The organism is Alteromonas sp. ABV4_515 (assembly GCF_056160345.1).
On sequence record NZ_JBSWWZ010000012.1, the window covers coordinates 1 to 23,173 of the forward strand.

Genomic DNA, 23,173 nt, shown 5'->3' on the forward strand with positions numbered 1-23,173 from the left:
ACTTCGATGGTTTCTTCCACATAACCGCCATTTTCCAATTCTCCGTGTTCACTTATCGGGTGGTTTACATAGTAAAGACGGTAAGCCCCGGTGTCTGCGAAACCACTATCATTTGCAATATCGCCATCTTGGACAACAACGGTATAAGTGCCGTTGGAAGGTAGCTCAAGATTTCCGAGACGAGTTACTGTCCCAGTTGTTGCAGTAGCGAATTCGGTTCCATCAGGATTGAAGATCTGGATGTACGGAGCTAATCTCGCATAGTTATAATCAGCAGCGTGTAGAGAAATGATGTCACCGGCTTGGCCTTCGAAGTGCCAAGTATCGATATCACCCACTTCGATGGTTTCTTCCACATAACCGCCATTTTCCAATTCTCCGTGTTCACTTATCGGGTGGTTTACATAGTAAAGACGGTAAGCCCCGGTGTCTGCGAAACCACTATCATTTGCAATATCGCCATCTTGGACAACAACGGTATAAGTGCCGTTGGAAGGTAGCTCAAGATTTCCGAGACGAGTTACTGTCCCAGTTGTTGCAGTAGCGAATTCGGTTCCATCAGGATTGAAGATCTGGATGTACGGAGCTAATCTCGCATAGTTATAATCAGCAGCGTGTAGAGAAATGATGTCACCGGCTTGGCCTTCGAAGTGCCAAGTATCGATATCACCCACTTCAATGGATTCTTCCACATATCCGCCATTTTCCAATTCTCCGTGTTCAGTCACAGGGGGATTAGTGAAATAAAGGCGGTAACTGCCTGTATCGTTTAAGCCATTGTCATTTGCGATATCTGCATCCTGAATAGTGACTGTGAAAGTTCCACTTGTCGGGAGCGCTAAGTTTTCAATTCGAGAGACTGTAGAATTGATGTTTGAGGCTAATTCAGCGCCGTCTGAATTGAGGATTCTGATATGCGGGGCTAACCCAGAGTAATTATAATCAGAAGCATTAATTGTAATTACATCCCCCGCATCCCCCTCAAACGTCCAGGTATCAACTTCCTGGGCAACCGCAATTTCGCCATCAACGAAGCCCCCATTACTGAGTTCATCAGCGGTAGCGGGGAAGGTGATAGCTGAGACCGCGAAAACGGCCCACAGTAGATTTAATGATTTACCGACAGAGACAAACCGCCGGGCGCATGTTTCTTTTAGTGTCGCATACAGGTATCTGTAAAAGAGTGTAGATCGCATTATCAACAGTCCTTTCTTCAATCAGAGTTTATAGTGCGACCGGGGCTGGTACGTCGTTCGTAGGGAAGTAAAACCCTAGAACATCCATCGCGGTCTCGAGGCCGGAAATGGCTTTTTCTACTATGAAAAAAGAAAGGACATTTTATAACCGGAGAAAAACGCTAACTGGAATTTCCCATGGTTAAGTGAGACTAAGTGAAACACTTTTTGCGCTAAATGCGTGAATAATTCAGTCTGAATTGTTTGCTGTGCACTCGTAGGTAGGAGGGTTTGTAGTAAATTCAGAACGTGCTTAAGTCGAGACTGTTGGTGCATTTGTCAGCCCTCGCTTTTTTCACAGGTATAACTTTTCATATCATCGTTGTATTGCAGTGATTTTAAAATGAAATCCAGGTAATTAGACTTAAGTCTAATATTTATGGCTGATGTTTTGTCACTGTCTATACTTCCTGTCTTTTAAAAAATTGGAAGGAAATGGCATGCACAGTTGCTAACGAAAGGGCAAAGAAATGGAAGCACAGTATCACATTGGACTCGTGGCGTTATCGCTGGGGGTTGCGTTTATCGCTTCACTCACCGCATTGGATATGGCGGGGCGCCTTAGAGCAACGAAAGGTTTGGCATCAAAGTTGTGGCTTGGAGGTGGTGCTTTTTCAATGGGCGTCGGGATCTGGGCCATGCATTTCGTGGGCATGCTAGCCATGGACATGTCTTCAGGCGTTGCTTACAACATTCCTCTCACCGTTATCTCCTTTGCCGCTGCTGTACTGTCTTCCGCACTGGCACTAACGGTGGTGAAAACCGGCAATTTAACTGCGACTCGTTTATGTTCCGGGGCTGCTCTCATGGGAGCGGGTGTTTGCCTGATGCACTACATCGGGATGGCGGCAATGCAAATTCACGGTGAAATCAGTTATCAACCGTTTATCTTCGCGCTTTCCGTGCTAATTGCCGTTACTGCATCTGGCGCCGCGTTGTGGCTGGTTTTCAGACTAAACCCAACTTCAAAGCAGCGTCCATCGTTGTGGTATCGCACAGGCGCAGGGCTGGTCATGGCGCTGGGTATTACCGGTATGCACTATACCGGCATGGCTGCGACCATTTATCCTGAACATGCAATGATGAACAATGCCGATGGCTTATCGCCCGCGCTGCTTGCGATTTATGTGGCAACGGTTTCTGTCATCATCATGCTTGGTGCATTGCTGCTTTCTATTTACGATACACACCTCACTTCGGCCAATGCACAATTGGCGGCGTCGTTAAGCGAAGCCAATACCGAGCTTAAAGGTATGGTGTATCGAGACCCGCTAACAAAATTACCTAACCGGTTATTCTTTGAAGAGAAGATTACCGAATTGCTCAGCGAGGGCTGCGATTCCTTTAGTGTTTTCTTTGTCGACCTTGATCACTTCAAGAAAATAAACGATTCGCTCGGTCATCATGTTGGCGACATTCTCATCAAACAATCTGCGGCGCGATTGAGTGCAGCGGTGCGTGATACCGACCTTGTCGCCCGGGTGGGTGGTGATGAATTTATGGTTCTCATTCAGGGAAATCCATCCAAAAAGACCGCTGAAAGTCTGGCATTCCGTATTGTCGAAACTTTGCAGCAGCCGTTTCAAATTGAAGATGTGATGGTAAATGTGTCGAGCAGTGTTGGCGTGAGCATGTATCCTGAACACGCAGAGCACATGCACGAGCTGATGGTTTATGCCGATGCAGCCATGTATGCAGCGAAAAAATCGGGGCGCAACAGTTATGTGTTTTATCAACAAGACATGACTAGCGGCACTGAGCGCAGAGCAAAAATGGATGAACGCTTGCGTCTGGCTTTAGCTAACGACAGCCTTCACCTGGCATACCAGCCTAAAGTGGATGTATTAACCGGTGTGGTCACAGGTGTTGAGGCGCTTATCCGCTGGCAAGATGAAGAGCTTGGTGTGGTAACGCCCGACGAACTGATTCCATTCGCTGAAGACTCTAACCTGATTTTACCGCTTGGTGATTGGGTGTTGAAAACGGCATGTCAATTTTCCGCGAAATGGGAGCAGGATAATGGTAAGCCGTTGCCGATAGCCGTAAATATTTCCGCTATGCAATTAAGCCATCGCGGTTTCATTGAAAGCGTTCGTCAGGTACTTGAAGATACAGGACTAAATCCCCACAGGCTGGAACTTGAATTAACTGAAAGTACGCTGGTTAAAGACCCTAAATATGCCCAGGAAGTGATGTCTCAGCTTCGTGATATTGGTGTATCGATATCCATTGATGATTTTGGTACGGGTTACTCAAACCTGGCGCAACTGCGACGTTTCCCTATCGACAGACTTAAAATTGATAAGAGCTTTATGTCTGAGGCGGTGGTGAACGAGCAGGATGCAGCTATCGTGAAGTCGGTTATTGCATTGGCGCAGATCCTCAATCTTCAGGTTACAACAGAGGGCATTGAAACCGAAGAGCAACTCGAATTTGTACGCTCGTTGAAAGGTCAGGAATATCAGGGGTACTACTATAGCAAGGCATTGGAAGCGGATGATCTTCGCGCTCTGCTTGTAGAGAAATTACAGTCTATGGATCTGACAGCCTAATCAACCCTAAGCGCTATAAGCTGATATTTTGGATATAGCGCGCTAATTTTGCCAACAGCGCCCGGCGGGCATCGGTTAATTCGAACGATGCATTTACCCTAAAGCAGTGAGCAAACTCGTTGTTCAGAGTGAAGAGCTTTCCTGGCGCAATGGTAACATGTATGCGCAGCGCTTCACGATAGATGTCCATGGTGTCTACCTGAGGTCGGCACTCAATCCACAGAAAATAACCACCGTCATCGATGTGAATCGTGGCGACATTTTCCAGGTTCTCTTTTAAGAACGCAGCCATCGCTTTCTTACGGATAATCAGTTTTTTTCGAAGCTGATTCAGGTGCGACTCATAATTTCTACTTTTTAAGTAATCAACCAGGGCCATTTGAATTGGCGCACTCGTTGCTAATGTGGTCATGAGCTGTTGCTTTTGAATATGCATACAATGGTGCCCAGCAGCCACCCAACCAATGCGGTATCCTGCAACAAGGGACTTTGAGAACGAAGAACACAGCATGCTGTTCCCGTTCGTCGTAAAGTGCTTTATTGGGAGTGGTGGTGCAGATGTCGCATACAATTCGGCATAAACATCGTCTTCGATGAGGGCGACGTCATACGTTTCCAATAATTGTGCAATACGCTGTTTTTTCTCATCCGATAAAGAATACCCAATGGGGTTTTGAAAGCTACTCATAAGCCAGCAGGCTTTTACCGGATAATTCTGAAAAGCGCGCTCCAATGCCGCGATATCCAGTCCATTTTTTGGCGTGACAGCGACGGTGATCACTTTTAATCCTAACCTTTCCAGCGCCTGCATCGCGCCATAAAATATTGGTGATTCAATTACTACCCAGTCGCCAGGGCGAGTGCAACATTGCAAACTGAGGTTCAACGCTTCGAGCGCGCCAGCAGTAATGACAATTTCGTCTGGCGAAATATTCATGCCTCTGGCAGCATACCGTTTGGCGATAATTTTTCTTAACTCTTCGTTACCCGGCGGAAAGTTATCCATGGCACTGGTAAGTGATATTTGCTGCGCGGCAGCGGCGATGGATTTGTTAAGTTGCTGCCTGGGGTACAGCGTGGGATCGGGATAGGCAAATCCGAGGCTGAACATGTGTGGATCTCGGGAAGCCTGGAGTACCTCATACACAAAGTCATTAATACTTACTGCGTCAGCCGCTTGCACGTTGTTCATCGAAGAAGGGCGCGTGGGGGCGGTAACGATAAAACCGGAGCGTTCCCGGGAACTGATAAGGCCCTGGCTCTCAAGAAGCTGATAAGCATGCAGCACTGTCATCAAGCTATAGCCACTGATTTGCGCTTGCTTGCGTAAGGATGGCAGTTTCTCATTCTCCTGCCAGATCCCATGTTCAATTTGCTGCTTAATTTGACTCGCTAAGGTTTCGTACTTTGCCACCTATCACCCCTCATGCAGATGCGAATTAAACTATAACAGCTGTGATTATTATCTGTTATATAAAAGTGCCTTTGGTTTGTATCTGTTTGAAAGCATATAATCGGGATATTGTGAATACCGTCAACTACCAAGCCTTCCATCTGTAAAAAGGAAGCGCGTGGAAACAAACATGGGGTGTCGCATGAAACTGTATCTACTTATTTTAACCTTATTAGTGGCAGCACCTGCCCAAGCAAGCGGTGGCACGGTGTTAGGAATGATATTTACGGTAGTATTCGTAGTAGTGATGTTAGTGCTGTACTGGATGGTTGTCGCTGAAGTGGGGGATAAAGATAAGCGTTGAAGAAGCGGAAGATATGCTCGAAAAATTGGTTAACAAGCATATCTGACCGCCTCGTGAATTAAACTGCTATTTGGCAACCTGCTTGCAGTTTAATTTTGTTTCCTCAACTGCAAATCAATATCCAATACAACTTCGTAAGCGACGCTGTCGTTGGTAGCCCAGCTGCCGCTGCCTATTTCGAATTCACGTCTGTCTATTGTCGCTGAGCCAACAAATTGCGCAGTGCTGTTATCTTCCTGCCAGTCGAAAGTGACTGCGATTGGTTTAGTAATACCTTTTAGCGTGAGTTCGCCGTTAGCCACAAACTTGCCGTCTTCAGCGCGAATATCACGACTAATATAATGCGCTTGAGGGAAAGCGTCAGTAGAGAACCATTGGCCGCCTTTGATGGTGCCGTCCCAGTCTTTATTATTGGTGGTAATACTCTGCGTATTAATGGTCACGTCGATAATGCCATCTGCAGGGTTAGCCGGGTCGAAGTAAATCTCAGGTGTAAACTCGCGGATAGCACCGACAAATGGCTGGCCTGCGTAGCTGTTGGTGAATGCGAAATTATCCGGACTGGCGACCAGTTGCCAAAGGGGGCTACCGGTCTCGATCGCGCTCTGAGTCGCATCAACTTCTGCTTCAGAATCAGCCGGTAATTGTGCAGCCGCTTGCGGTGAATCGGTGAATTCCGGCGTGGCTTTTTCCGCCTTGTAGAAGGTAAAGCCAAGTAATAACGCCAGCGTGATCGTCAGTGCGCTTGCGCCAACAAATACCTTGCCAGGGAGCATGCGCGGCAGCAGATTAACGCCATCAAAAAGCTTATGAACCACCAACATCGCGACATGGCCCGCCACCATTAATGCGATTCCGTAGAACAGGTAAACATGCAGTGACGAATATAGATCCCGGCTTTCGCCTTCCAACCCGGGAATATGGGGAATTGAAATTAAATTGAACCAGGCAAACGGATAACCCGCGGTAGAATTTAATAGCCAGCCACTAAGCGGCACGGCCAGCATCAAGAGGTACAAGCCCCAGTGTCCGGCTGCTGCCATTTTTTCTTGCAGGGGAGGGAGTCCTAGCGGCGCTGGTGGGTGTATCAAGCGCCAGAACAGACGAATGATGGCCAGCACCAGAACGGTAAAGCCCGCAGATTTGTGTAGTACAAATAACTCAATTTTATCCGGTGAGTTCGGCATATCTTCGGCAATCAAGCCGAGACCGATTGCCCAGAAGATTAATATTGCGATTGTCCAGTGCAGAATGCGGGCAACCAGATTGTATGGTGTTGTTGTCATTAGTGTTTCTAAAATCAGTTTGAACCTGCAGTTAGATTACCTTCGTTGTTCATGAACTGCGAATCTGGGGCATGTTTATTTTGAGAACAATTTATACTGATTTTTAGAATGTGAATGTTGATGCTGGGTTACAAAAGAGTGGGGGTCATCAATCAATTCAAACCGATTTAGTCTTCCGGTGGTTGCCTTTATGTCCATCTGTATGGAACAAATGAATCTAATGATCTGTATAGCGGTTGTATTTAAGAGAAATGTAGCGAGGAAATGGTGGCCCCACCTGGACTCGATTGGCACGTATTTAAAGGCTTTGGGGACAGATTTTAGGGCTGATTTTGCAGGCTTTTTTCTCTTTTTTTACATTTTTTCCTAGTGTAGAAAAAGGTGTAAAAAAATGAAATTGCGAACCACTTTCAAGTTCACGGACAAACGCGTTCAAAATATCCGCCCTGAGCAAAAAACGAGAACTTATTCTGACCAGTCATTCACCCCGTTGAAACTGGTTATCACAGCTTGCGGAACAAAAACGTATTACGCACGTTTTCAGTCCAACGGGCAACCATACAATTTTAAGCTAGGCAGAGCTGACAGGTTGAGTGTCGACGAAGCTAGGGCCCGAGCTGTAAATTTTATCAATCATGAAACAGGCAAACAAAAACACGTTCAATCATCGCTTACAGTAGATGACATTTTCAGTCTGTATAGAGATAACGAACTTGCGAACCGTAGGACGATAGCTGGTCGAAAGCATGGCTTAGAAGTTTCTTATGATAAGCATGTTAAACCCAGAATTGGTAAGTGGTTAGTAGATGAAATAACGAAGAAATCTGCCAGACAAGTATTTAAGGATCTTTCTGAGCTTGGCTACTGTGTTCACAACAGGAGTCTCACAGCAGTCAAATCGGCATTTAATTATGTTATTCAATATGAAGACGAGCTTGACGTGTCCAGTAACCCCTTTGTTGCTGTTAACAAAATGCCTGATGTTCAACGAAACCGCTACCTCACAAAAGCTGAAGCCAAAAGGCTACTTGACGCTTTAGCTGTAGAGCCAAATCAGAATATGGCTGACGTGTATAGAATGGCATTATTTACTGGGGCCAGACTATCCAACGTTAGAATGATGAGATGGGAAGAGGTGGACTTAATGGGCGGTCGGTGGCTCATTCCGGCAACAAATACTAAAACGAGACAGGTTTATCAGATCCCGCTTCATCAGCATGTTATTGGATTACTTGAAAGAAGGAGAAAAGCGGATTCTGGAGCTGGCTATGTATTTGCTTCCAGTCGCTCGAAATATGGTTATATTACTGGGGGGGATTCTGTCTGGAAGTCTGCAATTCAAAGAGCCGGACTCTACCATACAAACCCCGATATCCGCCCACGGCCTCATGATCTAAGAAGAACATTCGCGACGTGGCAGATTCAATCAGGTGCTGATATTAGCGTTGTTTCAAAAGCGCTTTGCCATACCTCTCTGAAGCATACAATGATCTACGCTCACACGAACATTGACCAAGTCAGAAATGCTATCAATGGAGCATTTGATTTCTTGTGAGGCTCTATTAGTTGAGATGAGTTAATTAGTTCAGTCATGCTGTGTCAGCGTTACCGCCTAACACAGCATGACTGACTTTCTGCGAGAATAGATAGCAGCTTTCAGTATTCTTTGCGATGTGGCTGCGACGCTATTTGCACCGGTTTGCTTGCAACAGCATTCGTTGAAATATCCCTGATTTACCTTTCGTTTCTCTCCGCATGATTTTTTACTGTCCAATATGCTAGGTCCTCAATTTAGAGGACACCTTATGCACCACGACAAAATTGATGAAGAACAGGCTATCAAACTACTTCGCCACTTCAGGCAGATAAAGCGGCCTAAGCGCTTTCATTTATCTGTTCTTTATCCTTACACCGCTGAAATCATCTATCTTAAAACCAACGGCATTTCATTCAATGAAATCGCCTGGTTTCTGGAAGAATTCTACGGGGTGCGAGTAAGTCGTTCGACCGTGTGCCGGTACTTTAATAAGGTTTGGGGCGAGCCTCAAGAGAAGGGCATGTGATGCCGTCATTTCGTTCTGCAAAATCTCAGGCTCGACATGCTGTTAAACAAATAACGCAACTAGGAACATCAAAACAGCAGGGCGGTAGCGGAATCATTCGCTCTGTAGGCACGGTCAGAGCCTACGAGCAGTCGTTAAGAAATGTGGTGGGATGGATGCATAGTCAACGGATAGGGCATTCACTCAACGAACTTAACCGTGAAATGGCTGAGCGCTATCTCAGTGAACGTTGTACTACCGTAAGTCAGAGTACTTTAGACCAGGACCGTCAGGCATTACAGGCCGTGCTTTCATGCAAACTTACAGTAATCAAATCTCAGAGTGTACAGACATCAAGAAGTAAGCCTCTGTCAGAAACATCCAGAATTTACTCTAGTGAACAATTTAATATGGTGTTAGCAAAACTCAAGGCTGAGCAGCGCTTTGCCGTTCAACTCTCTGCGGCCACCGGATTACGGGCGCATGAAATATACACGCTTCGGAGAATATCGGAACAGCCGAAATCTGCTGGCAGACCGTGGGACAGAGAGCGTCATCTAGGACAGTCAGGCATTGTGTACACTGTAAGAGGGAAGGGTGGTCTCATTCGCGAAATTGTCATTCCAACCGCGCTTGCAAGAGCGTTGGAATCATATTGTCTACCCACCCCCGCAACTGTCCGAGACCGCGGCATTACTTACCAATCCTATTACGCTTTACCTGGAGGGCAGCGACTTAGCGCAGCATTCAGTAAAGCGTCTAAAAGCGCACTTGGCTGGTCAAAAGGTTTGCATAGCGTCCGCCATATGTTTGCCCAGCAGAATATGTTGTGGTTGATGCGTCACGGTAAAACTTACGACCAGGCTCTTTTGTTGGTAAGTCAAAAACTCGCCCACTTCCGGCCAGCCATAAGTGAGCGGTACTTATTCTAATATTCAAGTGAGCGCTCGCATTCACTCAAAACCTGCGAGCCGCGCCATCAGCGTGTAAAACTGATGACTTGCCTAGGAGAGCGCATTTTAACATCCAGGTCCTGCCATTCGAGGGGGCGTCATGGTTTACGATAAAACCAGCTAGTGTGCACAGTCCGACTATATAACGGGGCGAGACGGGGAATAATCAAGTGCTGACCCGCAAGACAATAGTCTTTGCACGTTCTTACAACAAGTGAAATAAACCTAAGCGGCTATCTCATAGCCGCTTTATTTTTCTGCGTTCTCATATAATGCTGTAGAACGCAGGAACGCTGGTGCAAATCCATCTATGACGGCACACTATACCCACTGCCATAACGCGCGACGATTTCATCCTCGTATATAAAATGGATAAATGGACTGTGGGATGATTGGAACGTTTTAGGCAGTATTTTCTGTGCTGTACCGGCTAAATGCATAATGCTAGCTAGGTCGACCTGTGTCGGTGCCAGCACATTTTTTCAAACCCAACATTATTGAGTCTGAGTGGATAAATTCTGTACGTGTTCTGAATAGATATTGGGCTATAAAAGACCTTGAACCGCTGTGTGGGACGAGGGTGGAGCTAATGGAAGTTCGGAAGGATTTTAAACGAAGGGTTCAACGTTTCTATTTATTCCGACAGTTGCAGTTTAAATACGAATGCAGATAGCAAAAAAGCAGCTGAAGCTGCTTTTTTGCCCCCATCTCATGGGCCTGAGATTGAGTAGTATGATAATTGTGCCACAAGCACATACCTATGACTTGCCAGGGGCTACCTGCGACTTTGCGTTTTAACGGCCAAAGCCAATCCGCCATACCGTGCACTGATACAGTTATTATGAAAGAGCCGAAGTCACCAGCGTCAATACAGAAGCTAAGGTGGACAACTCAGTTCATGGGTTAATCATACAATGAAATTCACTTTGAAAGCGTCGAAACAGAGCCAAAAGTTGACGACTTTCAATTTAGTTTAAGTCCGCTAAGAGCGAGAAGCGGACATAAGGTGGTCAGATTAGAATCGTCTGCTAAAGACAAAAAGCGGTCGTTCAGCGCTCTTAGTTTTGACCTCGGTTCGTTCGTATAGCCGACCTTCAGTGGTTCAATGAATATGTAGATTCTAATTTTTCTTTTTTTTATACTAACCTTGGTTTAAATTTAGTCAAACGTCTAAACGGATGTAGAAATACAATTGCTTCTAGCAGAACGAATTATAGGTGGATTGTGAGAAAGGGACTGGTTTTATTAATAGCGATTTTATCGATGATAATTGGTGGAAGCTTCGTTTTGTTTGACCCTTTCAATATCTTCGAAACCCGCAGTTTTATTGTTCAAAACAAAGAATCTGACTCAATCGCACCTGACGAAAATGATTCAAAAAGGGAACAAAATGCAGCCACAGTTGAGGTTCTACCTACTAACTACTCACTAGAATTCGCTTACTCAGCTGAGAAGCTAGACAGCAAAAATGAAACACGAGAATTTCATCATTCAGGTAAGGGAGGCTGTGTGAGGCGAAATTATCTTTCCGATCCAGGCTGGATAATTAGCGATCTTCGCTTGGTCAAGGAATGGGGCGCTAGTAGCAATCAACAGATTATAAATGTTTCAAGCTCAGGTTTTGAAATCAGTTTGTGTGTTAAACCTCAGAATAAACCTTTCCAAGGATATCCTCCTGGATATAGACATGCTATCTATACGTGGGTCGAATCTAAAATAAACTATGTTTCAAGGCTTTCAAGCAGCGAGGGGGAATTTGACCAGACTCACATCGCGATAATCTCGTTTCCAAAAGACTTTAGCAACATTGCCAGTGTAGATTACGTCTCATTAGAATTAAAGTTCACAAATGGTAATTCAATTGTTTACTCTAATGCAGAGGATATTAAACGTTTGCTAACTATTGATGAGGAGAACCGGCATTTCGTTTTGAACGCGACAGCACTTATAAGCACGGAAGGTATCTAATGGAAAAGAATCAAAAACGTGATCCTTCACAACTAATAAAGCATGTATCGGAAAATAGATTCAACTGGCTGAATCTACTTTTAGCTTTCCTAGCGCTTCTATTCAGTCAGCTTCCACCTATTAGCAAGTGGATAAGCATAAAAGAAATCGAAGTGAAGCCAATTGATAGGATTTCGACGTTCGCATATTTAGGTGTACCAAGTTTCCAAGTTCCTTTAATACTCGTTAATACAGGCAACAGTGAAGTAACAATCAAAAGTATAGAGATGAAAATCACGCATAATGACAATGGCGATGAGTATATTTTCAGATCAGATACAATTAACAGCCCCAGTCAAACCGAAATTAGTCCCTCTTATTTTCCAGTCAAGGAAGATAAAACTGAAAACATAACGGCAATCTTTGTCAAAAAACTTTCCGAAAATCAGAGATTAAATATGCACAAGTTATCACGCAATGCTAATTGCGTAGAGAACAGAGACTGCTCACAAGAATTCAAGGATGAGTTAAAAACGTTTACAAACGAAGTGTTCAATATGATAGCTGGAAGTTACAGGGCTGAGGTAATTATAGAACTGGAAAATGGATTCATCTTTCCTGCAAGATTTGTGTTTAACCTCAATGATTCCACTATAGATTTTTTGGTTGAAAATTTTACTTTTAATAACTCTCCTGTAGAAATTTCAACAATTCATTCTATTTAAAAGGTGACCGGTGTTTTTGTAGGGTAATTTATAAACGTAGACATAGGACCGCTTTATTCGCTAATTGATGGTAAAGGTCCAATTGATCAACTTCCGGTTCACCTACACAGTTGCCTATTAGCGAGTACCGACAGGCATCAATAGACAAACAGCAGACGCTCAGGTTGAAGACACTGGGTTTCTGCCGTTGGTCAATTTCGGAAATGCAGCCATTGAAATCTCAATGACTGCTTTAGCAAAGAGCGGACGTTAACGCCCTCCACAAACCGCGTGAGCTTGCAAGCGTAGGGCGGTCGTAGGGATCGAGTTTAATGGTCTTGTTTATAGAGCTAGTTCGCTTTCTTGAGGAACTGGCACAGCAGACTCTAACTCTAAAACTTCTGAATACAGTGAAACTAAGTGCTCAATAGTCAAATCTAATATAGGTTCATACATGAAGGAGTTAAGGTGAATATTAGAGCTAACAGTAATGCTAACCTTCTCAAGGGTCCTGATAGCTTGACTATCAGGTAATTCTTTTTTATATGTCTTTATTAGAGCACCAAACTGATTTCTTGATTGACACCAATAAGAATCGTCGGATTTTATTTTTCGTATTTCTTCGATAAGAAAAATTTCAGACCTGAGTCTAATAGCTATTGATAAAACTACTTTATCTTCTAAATTAAGCCCCTCATGGTTAGCCCTATCTTTAATCTCATATGATTTATTAAATAATAATTCTATGAAAGAGTTTGCGTCGTTAGTTGAGTAATCTGTTTCAAATAAACGATTATAGATATCATAATAGTCACCAATACTAATCTGGGCTGTATCTTCTTTCCAGTGTAATAGACTAGTAAGCTTCAAGTAATCTGGATTACCTTCACCTTTAATATACTCGATTAAATTTCTTGTAAAAGGTACTGTCGCACACAATATGAAATCGCTATTAGTTATGTTTCTTTTCCACTTACCAATAAAGTAGTTTTTGATACCTTCTGCTTGAGAAAGCTCTAAACCATTTTCAGTTTTGTTGGCCATTAAACACCTTTCACGATGAATAAAGTTATTTGCCAAAGTTCTAAAGAAATCAAAATTATGAGTTAGAATTAATTGTGAGAAATGTTCAATTTCAGAGATATCCTCAAGGTATTGAACAATAGCATGCTTATTTTTGTAGTCGAAAGAGTCGGCAACGTCGTCAATAATAAAAAGAGTCTCCGCTGATTTTCTTATTCTATCTTCGACTTCAAATATAAAGTTTAGAAGATAGAGGGCGCGTTTCTCCCCTTGGCTTAAAGACTTTATTTCGCTTCTCGTGCAGTCTATTTGATCATCACCATCTTTGAACGTAAACTTTAACTTTGCTTTATCTCTTCCTAGAGCGGCTTCAACTTGGTTGAACAATGACAAAGTAAATGGCATATCGACAAAACGATTATTAAAAAGCTCGATAGCTTTAGACCAATTCGGAGCTTCTGTAGCAGCGTCCAATTCGATTTGACCTAATTCAGCCTGATTGGCAGAAAAAGCCTCTAGAAATATGTCAGCATCGGGACTATTTTTAACATAAAAAGCCCACAAACTTCTTTTGAACTCTGCTTGGTTCTCTGGCTTTATATTATGTAAAAGTAAATCAACTTCCGTCGCAGTAATATTTTCCAATAATGTACTTAGTGCTTGCGTTTGTGCATTTTTAGCTAAGTTGCTTCTTAATTTTTTAAGCTCAGAATCACTGTCGATTGATTCATGTACTCCCTTCATCTTTTCTTGAAGTTCTTCGTAATCGATTGAAGATTCATCACCTTTTAGGTGAACTTTATGTCCACCGGAAAAGTATCCTTGTTTATTTAAGGTGTTAAATGATGTGTCAGCTTTTGCAGGGTTAAAAATTCCGCGACTATAAATTGTTCCAGCTTGATCAAAGAGCTCTTGATACCGTTGATTAAACTCATTTGACTTTGATAAGAACTCGGGACTTTCTAATATTTCAATAGCTTTAGGGTCAAATATCTCATTATAAATGAAGCTTCCTAGGTCATCCCCAGTGTCAACTTCTTTTGCTAGCTTTATTGCTTTTGCGAAATCATCTGTCTGAAAGTCGTTTTTCAGTCTATTTTCGATATCATCTTTTTTTATTTTTGATTTTTTCTGAAGTGATTTTTCGAGTTTTGATTTCAACTTATTAATGTCTGATACTAATGAATCATATCTGGCTTTACTTTCCTGGTTAATAAGAATATTCGTTACAGCGTCGTTATCGGAGCTAATTTCTATTTCAGACTTAAGAACGTATACTTGTTCCTTTTGTATTACGATATTATCAACCTCGACAATACAAGTAGATTGGCGATTAAAACGTTCTTCCTTTGGCTGTTCTCCTTTTGATAAAGCATCAAAAGTTCTAGAAAACGAGGTTTTCATTAGTCCATTGGGGGCATAAATTGCGTAAGCTTTAGCTTTTCCTCCGGCACTCGATAAATCAAAAATTTCATCTAATGAAGAAATACCGTAACAGTTTTCGAGTTGTACTTTTAGGTTATCCATAACTCTTCCTTTTAATTATTCACCGAGAACAGCTCTCACCAAGCCCTATAACGCCGCCAGCAGAGGTAACAAAACCAGAGCGAAGCGGCGTTTTTGGTATCCCTCTGGCTGATCATATTATGTGATTTATGGACCATAAGTAGCATGCATGTCTGACTGCCAATCTCTAAGCACGTTAACTACTAAATCATACTTTTCCAGCTGCTCGGTAAGCAGATCCATTTTATCGCGCAAATTCCGTATATTAATATGCGTTAGACCATCAAGGTTGTTGTTTCCGTCCTTGTCTTTTGGGTACCTAAAGGAAAAAGAATCAGGGTCAACCTCGACAAAATCGCTAATTATCTTATCGATTAGATCCACGTCTTTCTTTGTGATGTAATCTCTAGCGCTGCTATCTACCTTTTTGATGATGCTCCTCATCAATCCTTTGGCATCATTCCAAAGATCCCTAATACGATGATGCTGGGGAAAATCATCCCCTTCATACAATAAAATTTTTGATTCACGTATTATTCTTTTTAGCTGGAGTTCAATGTATTGGCGATATAGGAATACTATCGGATACACCAATATGTCTTGATCTTTTACTGATTCGACTACTTTATGAGCGAGATCATCTGCCGCTTTGCGGTAACCATCAATATAAAGGCCAATAGAATCGTGTGACCAACTGACACAAGCATTACTTTGCCAATCTTCCCCTGATGAAAATATCGAGTTATTCATGTTCTTCGATTCTTCCTTCCGCATAACTGCTTATTCCTGAGACTTTATATTAACACTCGTATCCACTGAAAAAACATAATCTGTGTTTCCAGTGGAAAGAAAGTGAAATGATTGCTTTACGTACAAAGCAGTCCTATGGATACGAGTACCAATGACTAAATAACGAACAGCAAGTCTAAAAAGGATGAATTCTGATCAGGGTGTAAACCTCCTCTAAAACTGCCCATATGTACTGTTACCTGCGCCTTGGTAATTAGCATAAACGTGCTGATAAACAACAAGGTTTAAATCTGCTAATTCTTCGTCTGGGTAAGGTGCTTGTGGGAGATACTCAAGACTTCTAGTTATGATGGTTTTTACTTGTGCGCTAACCTGTGTACTTTCACGCCAGCGCTCTACTTTTAGCTTTTCCGCCTTAAGTTTTTCTAGTGTTTCCTTGGCTACTTTTTTAACTTCTTTTTCTTCTTCTTTGGTCAAAATTGGCTTTTTGAGTAAATCATAAATTGCCAATGTTTCTTCATCCAAGCCTTCTCTAATCGCTCTTTCTTGTTCTGGGCATATAATGTTTTGTGTGAGATTAGTAAGGTCATCAAATGCTTTTTGCACAGCTTGAATGTCTTTACCTGCGTTGTATTCTTCAATAATTCGTTTGTATTTTTCATAAAACTCGAGACGAATTGGATTTTCTCTAACCATCTTTTCAAGCTGTTTTTCAATGGCTTCTTGAAGGTCAAATACCACCGCATTTTTCTGTTGGGATTTGGCGAAAGCTTGTTTTAATTTGTCAAAGTCCAAGTTGCTCAGGTCAACATAGTCGCCTTCTCGAACTTCATTTGTAATGGTGCTAACGCTCATGCTGACTTCTTGTTGAAGCTTGCGCATTACAGATGAAATGTCAGCAGATATCGTCTTTTGATTAAGCTGGCTGTATATGGCTTCGATGGCGTTGTAGCGAGGAATAAATTGTTTAACTATTTCTTCTGGATAAAGCGCTTTGTATTTGCGCATAACATCACGAGCAGCCACTTCAAATTGAGTACGTGTAGTTTCATTTAGGCTAACTGCATTAGCGGCTTTACCAAGTGAAGCTAAACGTTCCATTGCAGTTTTGGCAGTTACTAAACCATCAAGGTTGAAGTCCACTTCAGATAAGAAATTGGTTACGGCAAGAATTGCAGCATTTAGCTCTTCTGCCATTTCCTCTAACTTTTCTACTGGATTGGTTGGCTTTTCTTCACCACCATCGCCTTTTCCACCTGGCGAAGTAGGTTTGCCACCTTCGCCATAAACGGAATAGGCTTTTTCTAGCTGGGTATAGACATTGCCATAATCAACAATTAAACCGTTTTCTTTTTCATCGTCATACACTCGATTAGCACGAGCTATGGTCTGCATCAGGGTGTGACCTTGAATTGGCTTATCAAGATAAACTGTCGATACGCATGGCGCATCGAAGCCAGTGATCCACATGGCACACACAATAGCTAAACGGAACGGGTTCTGTTCATCTTTAAATTCCGTTTCAAGATCTCGCTCCACCATTTTTTTACGGTGAGTTTCAATGTCTAATCCATGTTTTTTAAACTTCTTAACTTCGTTTTGTTCGCCACTGACCACCACGCAAACTTCGGTCTCCTCAACACGAGCGAGGTGTTTTTTAAGCGCTAGTTCTTCTTGCTGATCTTCAGCATCGTCAATGCGATGTTTGAGTTCTTCAATGTACTTAGGCCAGTATCCCATTACCAAGTTGTACATTCGAACTGCGGTTGGTTTATCAAGGGCAACAAACATCGCTTTACCTTGATAACCACGGTCATTGAAGTGCCAAACCAAATCTTTAGCGATTTTGTCTAAACGATCATCTGAGGTGAGAATGGGGTAGTCTCTGGCAAACTCTCTTTTTAGTTTGGCGATTTGATCGGTATCGAGATCTTCATTATTGATGATCTCCGCCATGCGTTCGTCTAAATCTGGGTTTTCAATATCGAGCTTTTCACCACGGTTTAAATAACGTAGTGGCAGTGTTGCACCATCATCCATCGCCTTTTTGAAATCATAGACTGAAACATAACCACCGAAGATTTTTTTAGTCAGTTCAACTTCATCGGCAATTAAAGGTGTGCCTGTACAACCCAAGAAAGATGCATTTGGAATGGCTTTAAAGCGCATGTTCTGAGCGTAAGTACCACCTTGAGTTCGGTGTGCTTCATCGGAGATAACAATAATGTTATCTCGCTCAGTAATGAGCGGATATTCGGTTTCTTTCTTTTTGTCGATGGCGAATTTATGAATAAGCGTAAACACATAACGATGATTTTCACTTAACAGTTCTCTTAAATGTGTTCGGCTTTTCGCTCTTACGTTTTCTTCGGTAACTGCGCCACATCCGGTAAACGTATCGTATAACTGGTTTTCTAATTCGGTACGGTCAACCACAATTAAAAAGGTATAACTCTTACCAAACTTACGTAAGATCTTTTGGCAAATAAACACCATTGAATAAGATTTACCCGACCCTTGGGTGTGCCAGAAAACACCGAGTTTACCTTTTAAGTCTTGAATGTTTTTTGCTTGCTCAACCACCTTATTTACACCTATGAACTGGTGGTTTTTGGCCATGATTTTTACGATGTAATCACCTTCGCCATCAAACAGCACGAAATTTTCAAACAAATCTAATAAACGATGCTTTTCACAGGTTCCTCGTAAAATGGTATCTAGGCTAACTTCGCCTTTATCGTCTTCTTCAATACGTTTCCATTCCAAAAAGAATTTATAGGGGCTGGTAACTGTACCGACTCGTGAATCTGTACCGTTACTTAATATGATAAAGGCATTGCTGTGCAGCACTTCTGGGATAGTATCTTTGTAATCGGATAGGTTATCTTCATAAGCGTTTCGCAAATCGGTGTGATGGGCTTTAAGCTCGAAAAACACCAATGGAATGCCATTAACAAAACCAACAATATCAGGGCGACGATTATAAAGTTTGCCCACTACTTCAAATTGCCTAACTGCTAGAAAGTGGTTATCTGTTGGCGTGTTAAAGTTAAAAACCTTAAGGCGTTTTCTTTGCAGTTTGCCTTTATCGTCTTGAAAGCTAACTTGCACACCTTTTGTAAGTAGTTCGTGCTTTGCTTTATTAATCATCCCTAAGCTTGTATCCGCCTCGACTTGGGTAATTTGGTCAATGGCTTTTTGATAAGCAGTATCTGGTAAATCAGGATTTAACTTGACTAATGCCTGTTTTAAGTAGCGAATGAGTATGACTTCTGATTTATTGGCACGGCCAAGCAAACCATCATTACGGTCTTCCTTAATAGACAAGGTTTCATTGTGCCATGCTTTTTTCACCTGCCATTGGAGGTCGAGCAACACCTCTTCGCTGGCCGCTTCTACTAATCCATCTTCAGAATAGTCATAACTCATTTATTGATACTCCATTCAATACGATTTTTTGCTTCTTTTCAAAGCAGAGCGCGTGTGATAGTTCTTTCTTAATTCTTTATACGGCTGTTGCCACTTTATCTTCTTGTTGTTCCAGCCGATTTAACATGGCTTCTGGTAATTCTACTTGCTCGATATCTATCATGCCGGTCATTAATCTAGGAAGAAGGATATCTCTGGCTTCTTTCAATAGCTTAATTTGCTCGTGTAATTTGTACTTTGTTGTCAAAATTGGTTCTGCAAATTTATTAAATTTATCAATAACGTCATTGCCAGGAAGTGTCTCTTCAAGTGCTCGGATAAACTTCAAACTGTAAAATTTTTGGGCTACACCAGATGACATACTATCTAATTTTTTTACGGTGTGTTCGCTAGCTAAGTAACTATATAAGAAGTATTCAAACCCCAGTTTTCTCTTGAAGATAACAACATTTTTACAGCTATATTCAAAATCTTCGGTAACGACACCTGTATTACCCAGCGTTCCTATGTTTGAAAACAAAATATCCCATTTTGATAACCCACTTCTTTTCTTGATCTTTTCGTGATCTTCTTGGCTTATCAAATAAGCATCATCAAAATTAATGAATCCGTTCTCAATATGCTTACCTGTGATTAAAGGGACACCCTGCTCAACTTGTTTGGGACTATCGTGAGTTCCGTCCGTAATTTTTTCGCAAAATTCACTAATTGGGCGTTTTTCCCAACCTTCAGGTAGGCCTGTTTCTTCATCAAAAACGGCGGTTTCATGGCCGGGGAATTTCATACGAACAAACCACTCTTCATATGTTATTTGCGCCATTTCCTCTAACAACTTGATGCGTTTTAGGTTGCTATCGATAAGGTCGTCATAGGCAAGTAAAACAGTTGCAATCTTGTTTTGTACTTCTCTTGGAGGTAAAGAAACTTTGAGATTTATTGCTGCATTTCTATTTAAACCAGGAACAGCAGCATCAGAGTTCATATCTTCAAAACCGCAAAGTTGAAAAAAGTAATATAAGAAAATTATGTTTTCTTCAGTACACGTTTTATCGACATAAAATGTTGTATCGATAGGAAAGTAATTCTCTTTACTAAGCTGAACCTTACCTACTGTGCCTTTTCTTCCAATAATTAATCCTGGGGCTTCAATCAAATAGTCTTCATGATAAGAAGCTATAGATGAGGAACCATAAACAGGGTAAGGTCCATCAACTCGCTTGTCTGCTGGCAAGTTCTTTCCATACTTAAATTCACAGAACTCTTTAATTTTCTTGGTTGGCCAAGCATTAGTCATACTTTAGCTCCTGGACAGCACCTAGTAGATCATTTGCATTAATAGATAGCTCTGACAACTCAGAATTAATTTCTTTCATGCGACTTTGGTAATCAAAATCTTCGTCAATTTGAATGCGATAACCAACATACCTGCCTGGTGTTAAGCTGTAGTCGTTTTCTTCTACTTCATCTCGACTAACGATTTTGCATAGACCTTCAACGTCTTGATATTGATCGTTAGAGAAGTTATCACGTAGCGACTGCCAGTCTTTAATGCGTTGTTTGTAATCTGCTAATTCTTGTTTGAGTAGTGCTTTATGAGCATTGAGCGCAGTAGTTAATGCTTTTAGTAATTTGCTGTTGGCATCAAGTTGCTTTTTAAGTTGTTTGTTTTCTTTGGTTGCCTTCTCTTCTTTGCTCAGTACTTTAAAGTCAGCCAAGGCTTTTTCAGACACAGCCTGATATTGCTCGATTAAGGCAAAAAGCTTTTCAACAGGCTGGTTAAAACGATCATTCCATGTTTGGCAAGTATCAAAGTCACTGTCATCAGCAACATTCAATATTTCATCTAATTCTGCGGTAATTGAGCTGAAATCAAGAGTTGGTTTTTCGCCTGTCCAATCTTCAGTATTTGGTGCCGCTAAGATGGTTTTGCACTCTTTGCGCAGTTGATTGATTTCAAGTGCAATGTCTTTGGCAAGGCTGATTGCTTTTTGGTTATGGATAGTTTGTGCTGAAGCGATAGCAGTGCTATCACCACGGTACGATTCCATAATGGCGTTAAAGTTCGTTAACTGACCTGGTGAGTAATCGTTAATGGTATTGGTGACAACTCGGAAGGTATTACGAGCGTCAATCATTAAGATCTTATCTTTGTTTGCTTCACTTTTGCCTTTATCTAAAAACCAGACATGACAAGGCAATGAGCGGGTATAGAAGAAGTTATTACCTACCGCCACAATACAATCGACAGCACCTGTTTCAACCAGCTTTTGGCGAATGTTTTTTTCGGTATTACCAGCGTCAGTTGCTGAACTTGCCATAACAAAACCAGCACGACCTTGCTCGTTTAGGTAATGATAGAAATACTGAATCCATAGGTAGTTACCGTTGTCGGCTTTTGGAATACCCACATCCTTGAACAGACGAACATCGGTTTTAACGTAGTCTTTTTTCTTATCGACTTTTTTTACGTTAAATGGTGGGTTAGCCATTACAAAGTCACACTTGCCTACCAGTGCATGCGGGTCTGAGTAGAAGCTGTTGCTTTCAATGATTTTGCCTTCAATACCATGAATGGCTAAGTTCATTTTGGCTAAACGGGTGTTGTTTGATTTTAGTTCTGAGCCGTAACAAGTTACCTTTGTATTTACCGAAGCATCTTGTTGCTCTTTTTGAACAAGCTCCTCAATAAAGTGGCCTGTTTGCACGAACATACCGCCTGAGCCGCAAGCAGGGTCGTGAATAACACCGTGATCAGGTTTGATCATATTTACGATAAGTTGTACGAGTGAAGGTGGTGTGAAGAACTCTCCGCCTTCTTGAGCACCAGCACCGTCCATTGAGAATTTCATCAGGAAAAATTCGTAAATGCGCCCGAAGATATCGCCTTTAATTTTCTTAACTGAGTCTTTGTTAAATACCCGAATAAGCTCTCTAAGCAGGTCTGCATCGAATTCTTGATAGTTTTTAGGTAAGACACCTGCTAAATCAGGATAAGCCTCTTCTATGAGCTTCATGGCGTTATTAATGGCTTCATCAAGAGATTCTGACTCTGGCAAATCTGCCAGGTAATCGAATTGCGACTCTAGCGGTAGCATCATTGCACCTGCGGCTAAGAAGTCGTCCTTGGTAGGTGCTCGTTTACCCCGAGGCCCTTCTGGAATGCTTGCTTCAATTTTCGCTTTGGCTTGGTCGTAGCGATTTTGTGCATAACGTAAAAGAATAAGACCAAGAACCGGGTCTTTATATTCGGCTGCGGTTAGTTTGGAGTTAGCACGTAGCGAGTTAGCGCTGTCCCATAATTCGGTTTCTAATTGTTTGATTTCTTGTTGGTTCATGTATGTTTAATTCTCAAACTTATTTTTCAAAGTATTCTACGTCTATTTTTTCAGGTGTAATACCTGTTCGCCTCTTTTACCGATGTTTTACCGTAGCATGAGCTTCGCTAATTCAGTGCCATTGATGAGTACAATGCGAGTACCTAAATTTTGCGCAGTTTCGGTTGCTGATGCTGAATTTCAACACAAGGAGCCCTCATCTCCGCATCTGAATGTGGCATAAATAAGCTAGCAAAAATACACTAAAATGGCGTGCAAAGCTTCATAATGGCGTAGAACAAGACCGCATGTTTTCATCTGAAAAATTTTTTTTCAGACTTAATTTTGACTCTATACACGCCTATTGAAGCTTCAGAGAAGTTCGCTATATCCCATCAGGATATAGCGGAGGCGCTTTCGTGCGGCTCATTGAAAGGTGTCAGGGTTGGAAAGTGTCTGAAAATTTCAATATTTCATTTAGCTTCGTTTTTGCATACTGATGCTATTGAACTTCTCAATTATTCAAGCGAACTCCAAAATTTCAATTTACTTTTTGACATTGATGTCGCCTCGAACAACGTTTTGCCAGAGCCAGAGCCAGAGCCAGAGCCAGAGCCAGAGCCAGAGCCAGAGCCAGAGCCAGAGCCAGAGCCAGAGCCAGAGCCAGAGCCAGAG

General features: G+C 42.1%; 14 protein-coding genes and 1 pseudogene. 7 read left to right on the forward strand and 8 right to left on the reverse strand.

The features are described from left to right. Positions 1 to 1,196, reverse strand: a pseudogene (locus tag ACXAGX_RS20290) (hypothetical protein); the annotation flags it as partial. Between the two features lie 509 nt (positions 1,197 to 1,705). Here ACXAGX_RS20290 and ACXAGX_RS20295 point away from each other — a divergent pair. Next, positions 1,706 to 3,787: a putative bifunctional diguanylate cyclase/phosphodiesterase gene (locus tag ACXAGX_RS20295; protein WP_474840648.1), complete on the forward strand. Its 2,082-nt coding sequence runs from the start codon at positions 1,706 to 1,708 to the stop codon at positions 3,785 to 3,787. Between the two features lie 13 nt (positions 3,788 to 3,800). Here the strand turns inward: ACXAGX_RS20295 and ACXAGX_RS20300 are convergent, their stop codons facing one another. Beyond that, positions 3,801 to 5,201 (reverse strand): aminotransferase-like domain-containing protein, encoded by a 1,401-nt coding sequence (locus tag ACXAGX_RS20300; protein WP_474840650.1) that lies wholly within the window; start codon positions 5,199 to 5,201, stop codon positions 3,801 to 3,803. A 181-nt stretch (positions 5,202 to 5,382) separates the two neighbouring features. Between ACXAGX_RS20300 and ACXAGX_RS20305 the strand changes: the two genes are divergently transcribed. Next, positions 5,383 to 5,544: a hypothetical protein gene (locus ACXAGX_RS20305; protein ID WP_474817684.1), complete on the forward strand. Its 162-nt coding sequence runs from the start codon at positions 5,383 to 5,385 to the stop codon at positions 5,542 to 5,544. An 89-nt stretch (positions 5,545 to 5,633) separates the two neighbouring features. Here ACXAGX_RS20305 and ACXAGX_RS20310 read toward each other — a convergent pair whose 3' ends face one another. Beyond that, positions 5,634 to 6,830 carry a cytochrome b/b6 domain-containing protein gene (locus ACXAGX_RS20310; RefSeq protein ID WP_474840652.1) on the reverse strand — a complete coding sequence of 399 codons (1,197 nt, stop codon included), beginning with the start codon at positions 6,828 to 6,830 and terminating at the stop codon, positions 5,634 to 5,636. Positions 6,831 to 7,221: 391 nt separating this feature from the next. Between ACXAGX_RS20310 and ACXAGX_RS20315 the strand changes: the two genes are divergently transcribed. From ACXAGX_RS20315 to ACXAGX_RS20335, 5 genes are all read left to right on the forward strand, one after another. After that, the gene (locus ACXAGX_RS20315; RefSeq protein ID WP_474840654.1) at positions 7,222 to 8,385 is read left to right on the forward strand and encodes a tyrosine-type recombinase/integrase; all 1,164 of its coding nucleotides are present in this window, start codon (positions 7,222 to 7,224) and stop codon (positions 8,383 to 8,385) included. 250 nt (positions 8,386 to 8,635) lie between these two features. Then, positions 8,636 to 8,893: a hypothetical protein gene (locus ACXAGX_RS20320; protein WP_474840656.1), complete on the forward strand. Its 258-nt coding sequence runs from the start codon at positions 8,636 to 8,638 to the stop codon at positions 8,891 to 8,893. Beyond that, positions 8,893 to 9,804, forward strand: coding sequence for a site-specific integrase (locus ACXAGX_RS20325; RefSeq protein WP_474840658.1), 912 nt, complete (start codon positions 8,893 to 8,895; stop codon positions 9,802 to 9,804). The genes ACXAGX_RS20320 and ACXAGX_RS20325 overlap by 1 nt, the downstream gene beginning before the upstream one ends. 1,245 nt (positions 9,805 to 11,049) lie before the next feature. Continuing rightward, entirely contained in the window at positions 11,050 to 11,793 is a 744-nt protein-coding gene (locus ACXAGX_RS20330; protein WP_474840660.1) for a hypothetical protein, read from the forward strand. Then, positions 11,793 to 12,497: a hypothetical protein gene (locus tag ACXAGX_RS20335; RefSeq protein WP_474840662.1), complete on the forward strand. Its 705-nt coding sequence runs from the start codon at positions 11,793 to 11,795 to the stop codon at positions 12,495 to 12,497. Before ACXAGX_RS20330 ends, ACXAGX_RS20335 begins: the two co-directional genes overlap by 1 nt. 321 nt (positions 12,498 to 12,818) lie before the next feature. Here ACXAGX_RS20335 and ACXAGX_RS20340 read toward each other — a convergent pair whose 3' ends face one another. From ACXAGX_RS20340 to ACXAGX_RS20360, 5 genes are all read right to left on the reverse strand, one after another. Beyond that, positions 12,819 to 15,026: a hypothetical protein gene (locus ACXAGX_RS20340; protein ID WP_474840664.1), complete on the reverse strand. Its 2,208-nt coding sequence runs from the start codon at positions 15,024 to 15,026 to the stop codon at positions 12,819 to 12,821. A gap of 126 nt (positions 15,027 to 15,152) precedes the next feature. Continuing rightward, a complete protein-coding gene (locus ACXAGX_RS20345; protein WP_474840666.1) occupies positions 15,153 to 15,755 on the reverse strand; it encodes a hypothetical protein in 603 nt (200 codons plus the stop codon). Between the two features lie 213 nt (positions 15,756 to 15,968). After that, complete coding sequence (locus ACXAGX_RS20350; RefSeq protein ID WP_474840668.1) at positions 15,969 to 19,184, reverse strand: type I restriction endonuclease subunit R; 3,216 nt, start codon at positions 19,182 to 19,184, stop codon at positions 15,969 to 15,971. A 76-nt stretch (positions 19,185 to 19,260) separates the two neighbouring features. Next, positions 19,261 to 20,478: a restriction endonuclease subunit S gene (locus tag ACXAGX_RS20355; RefSeq protein ID WP_474840670.1), complete on the reverse strand. Its 1,218-nt coding sequence runs from the start codon at positions 20,476 to 20,478 to the stop codon at positions 19,261 to 19,263. Further along, the gene (locus tag ACXAGX_RS20360) at positions 20,471 to 22,519 is read right to left on the reverse strand and encodes a type I restriction-modification system subunit M (protein WP_474840672.1); all 2,049 of its coding nucleotides are present in this window, start codon (positions 22,517 to 22,519) and stop codon (positions 20,471 to 20,473) included. The genes ACXAGX_RS20355 and ACXAGX_RS20360 overlap by 8 nt, the downstream gene beginning before the upstream one ends. Positions 22,520 to 23,173: the final 654 nt, after the last annotated feature.

Excerpts from the sequence above, each read along its gene's own strand:
- ACXAGX_RS20305 (WP_474817684.1), top strand. The coding sequence starts at position 5,383 with ATGAAACTGTATCTACTTATTTTAACCTTATTAGTGGCAGCACCTGCC.
- ACXAGX_RS20345 (WP_474840666.1), bottom strand. The coding sequence starts at position 15,755 with ATGAATAACTCGATATTTTCATCAGGGGAAGATTGGCAAAGTAATGCT.
- ACXAGX_RS20325 (WP_474840658.1), top strand. The coding sequence starts at position 8,893 with ATGCCGTCATTTCGTTCTGCAAAATCTCAGGCTCGACATGCTGTTAAA.
- ACXAGX_RS20360 (WP_474840672.1), bottom strand. The coding sequence starts at position 22,519 with ATGAACCAACAAGAAATCAAACAATTAGAAACCGAATTATGGGACAGC.
- ACXAGX_RS20335 (WP_474840662.1), top strand. The coding sequence starts at position 11,793 with ATGGAAAAGAATCAAAAACGTGATCCTTCACAACTAATAAAGCATGTA.
- ACXAGX_RS20350 (WP_474840668.1), bottom strand. The coding sequence starts at position 19,184 with ATGAGTTATGACTATTCTGAAGATGGATTAGTAGAAGCGGCCAGCGAA.
- ACXAGX_RS20315 (WP_474840654.1), top strand. The coding sequence starts at position 7,222 with ATGAAATTGCGAACCACTTTCAAGTTCACGGACAAACGCGTTCAAAAT.
- ACXAGX_RS20320 (WP_474840656.1), top strand. The coding sequence starts at position 8,636 with ATGCACCACGACAAAATTGATGAAGAACAGGCTATCAAACTACTTCGC.
- ACXAGX_RS20340 (WP_474840664.1), bottom strand. The coding sequence starts at position 15,026 with ATGGATAACCTAAAAGTACAACTCGAAAACTGTTACGGTATTTCTTCA.
- ACXAGX_RS20310 (WP_474840652.1), bottom strand. The coding sequence starts at position 6,830 with ATGACAACAACACCATACAATCTGGTTGCCCGCATTCTGCACTGGACA.
- ACXAGX_RS20295 (WP_474840648.1), top strand. The coding sequence starts at position 1,706 with ATGGAAGCACAGTATCACATTGGACTCGTGGCGTTATCGCTGGGGGTT.
- ACXAGX_RS20355 (WP_474840670.1), bottom strand. The coding sequence starts at position 20,478 with ATGACTAATGCTTGGCCAACCAAGAAAATTAAAGAGTTCTGTGAATTT.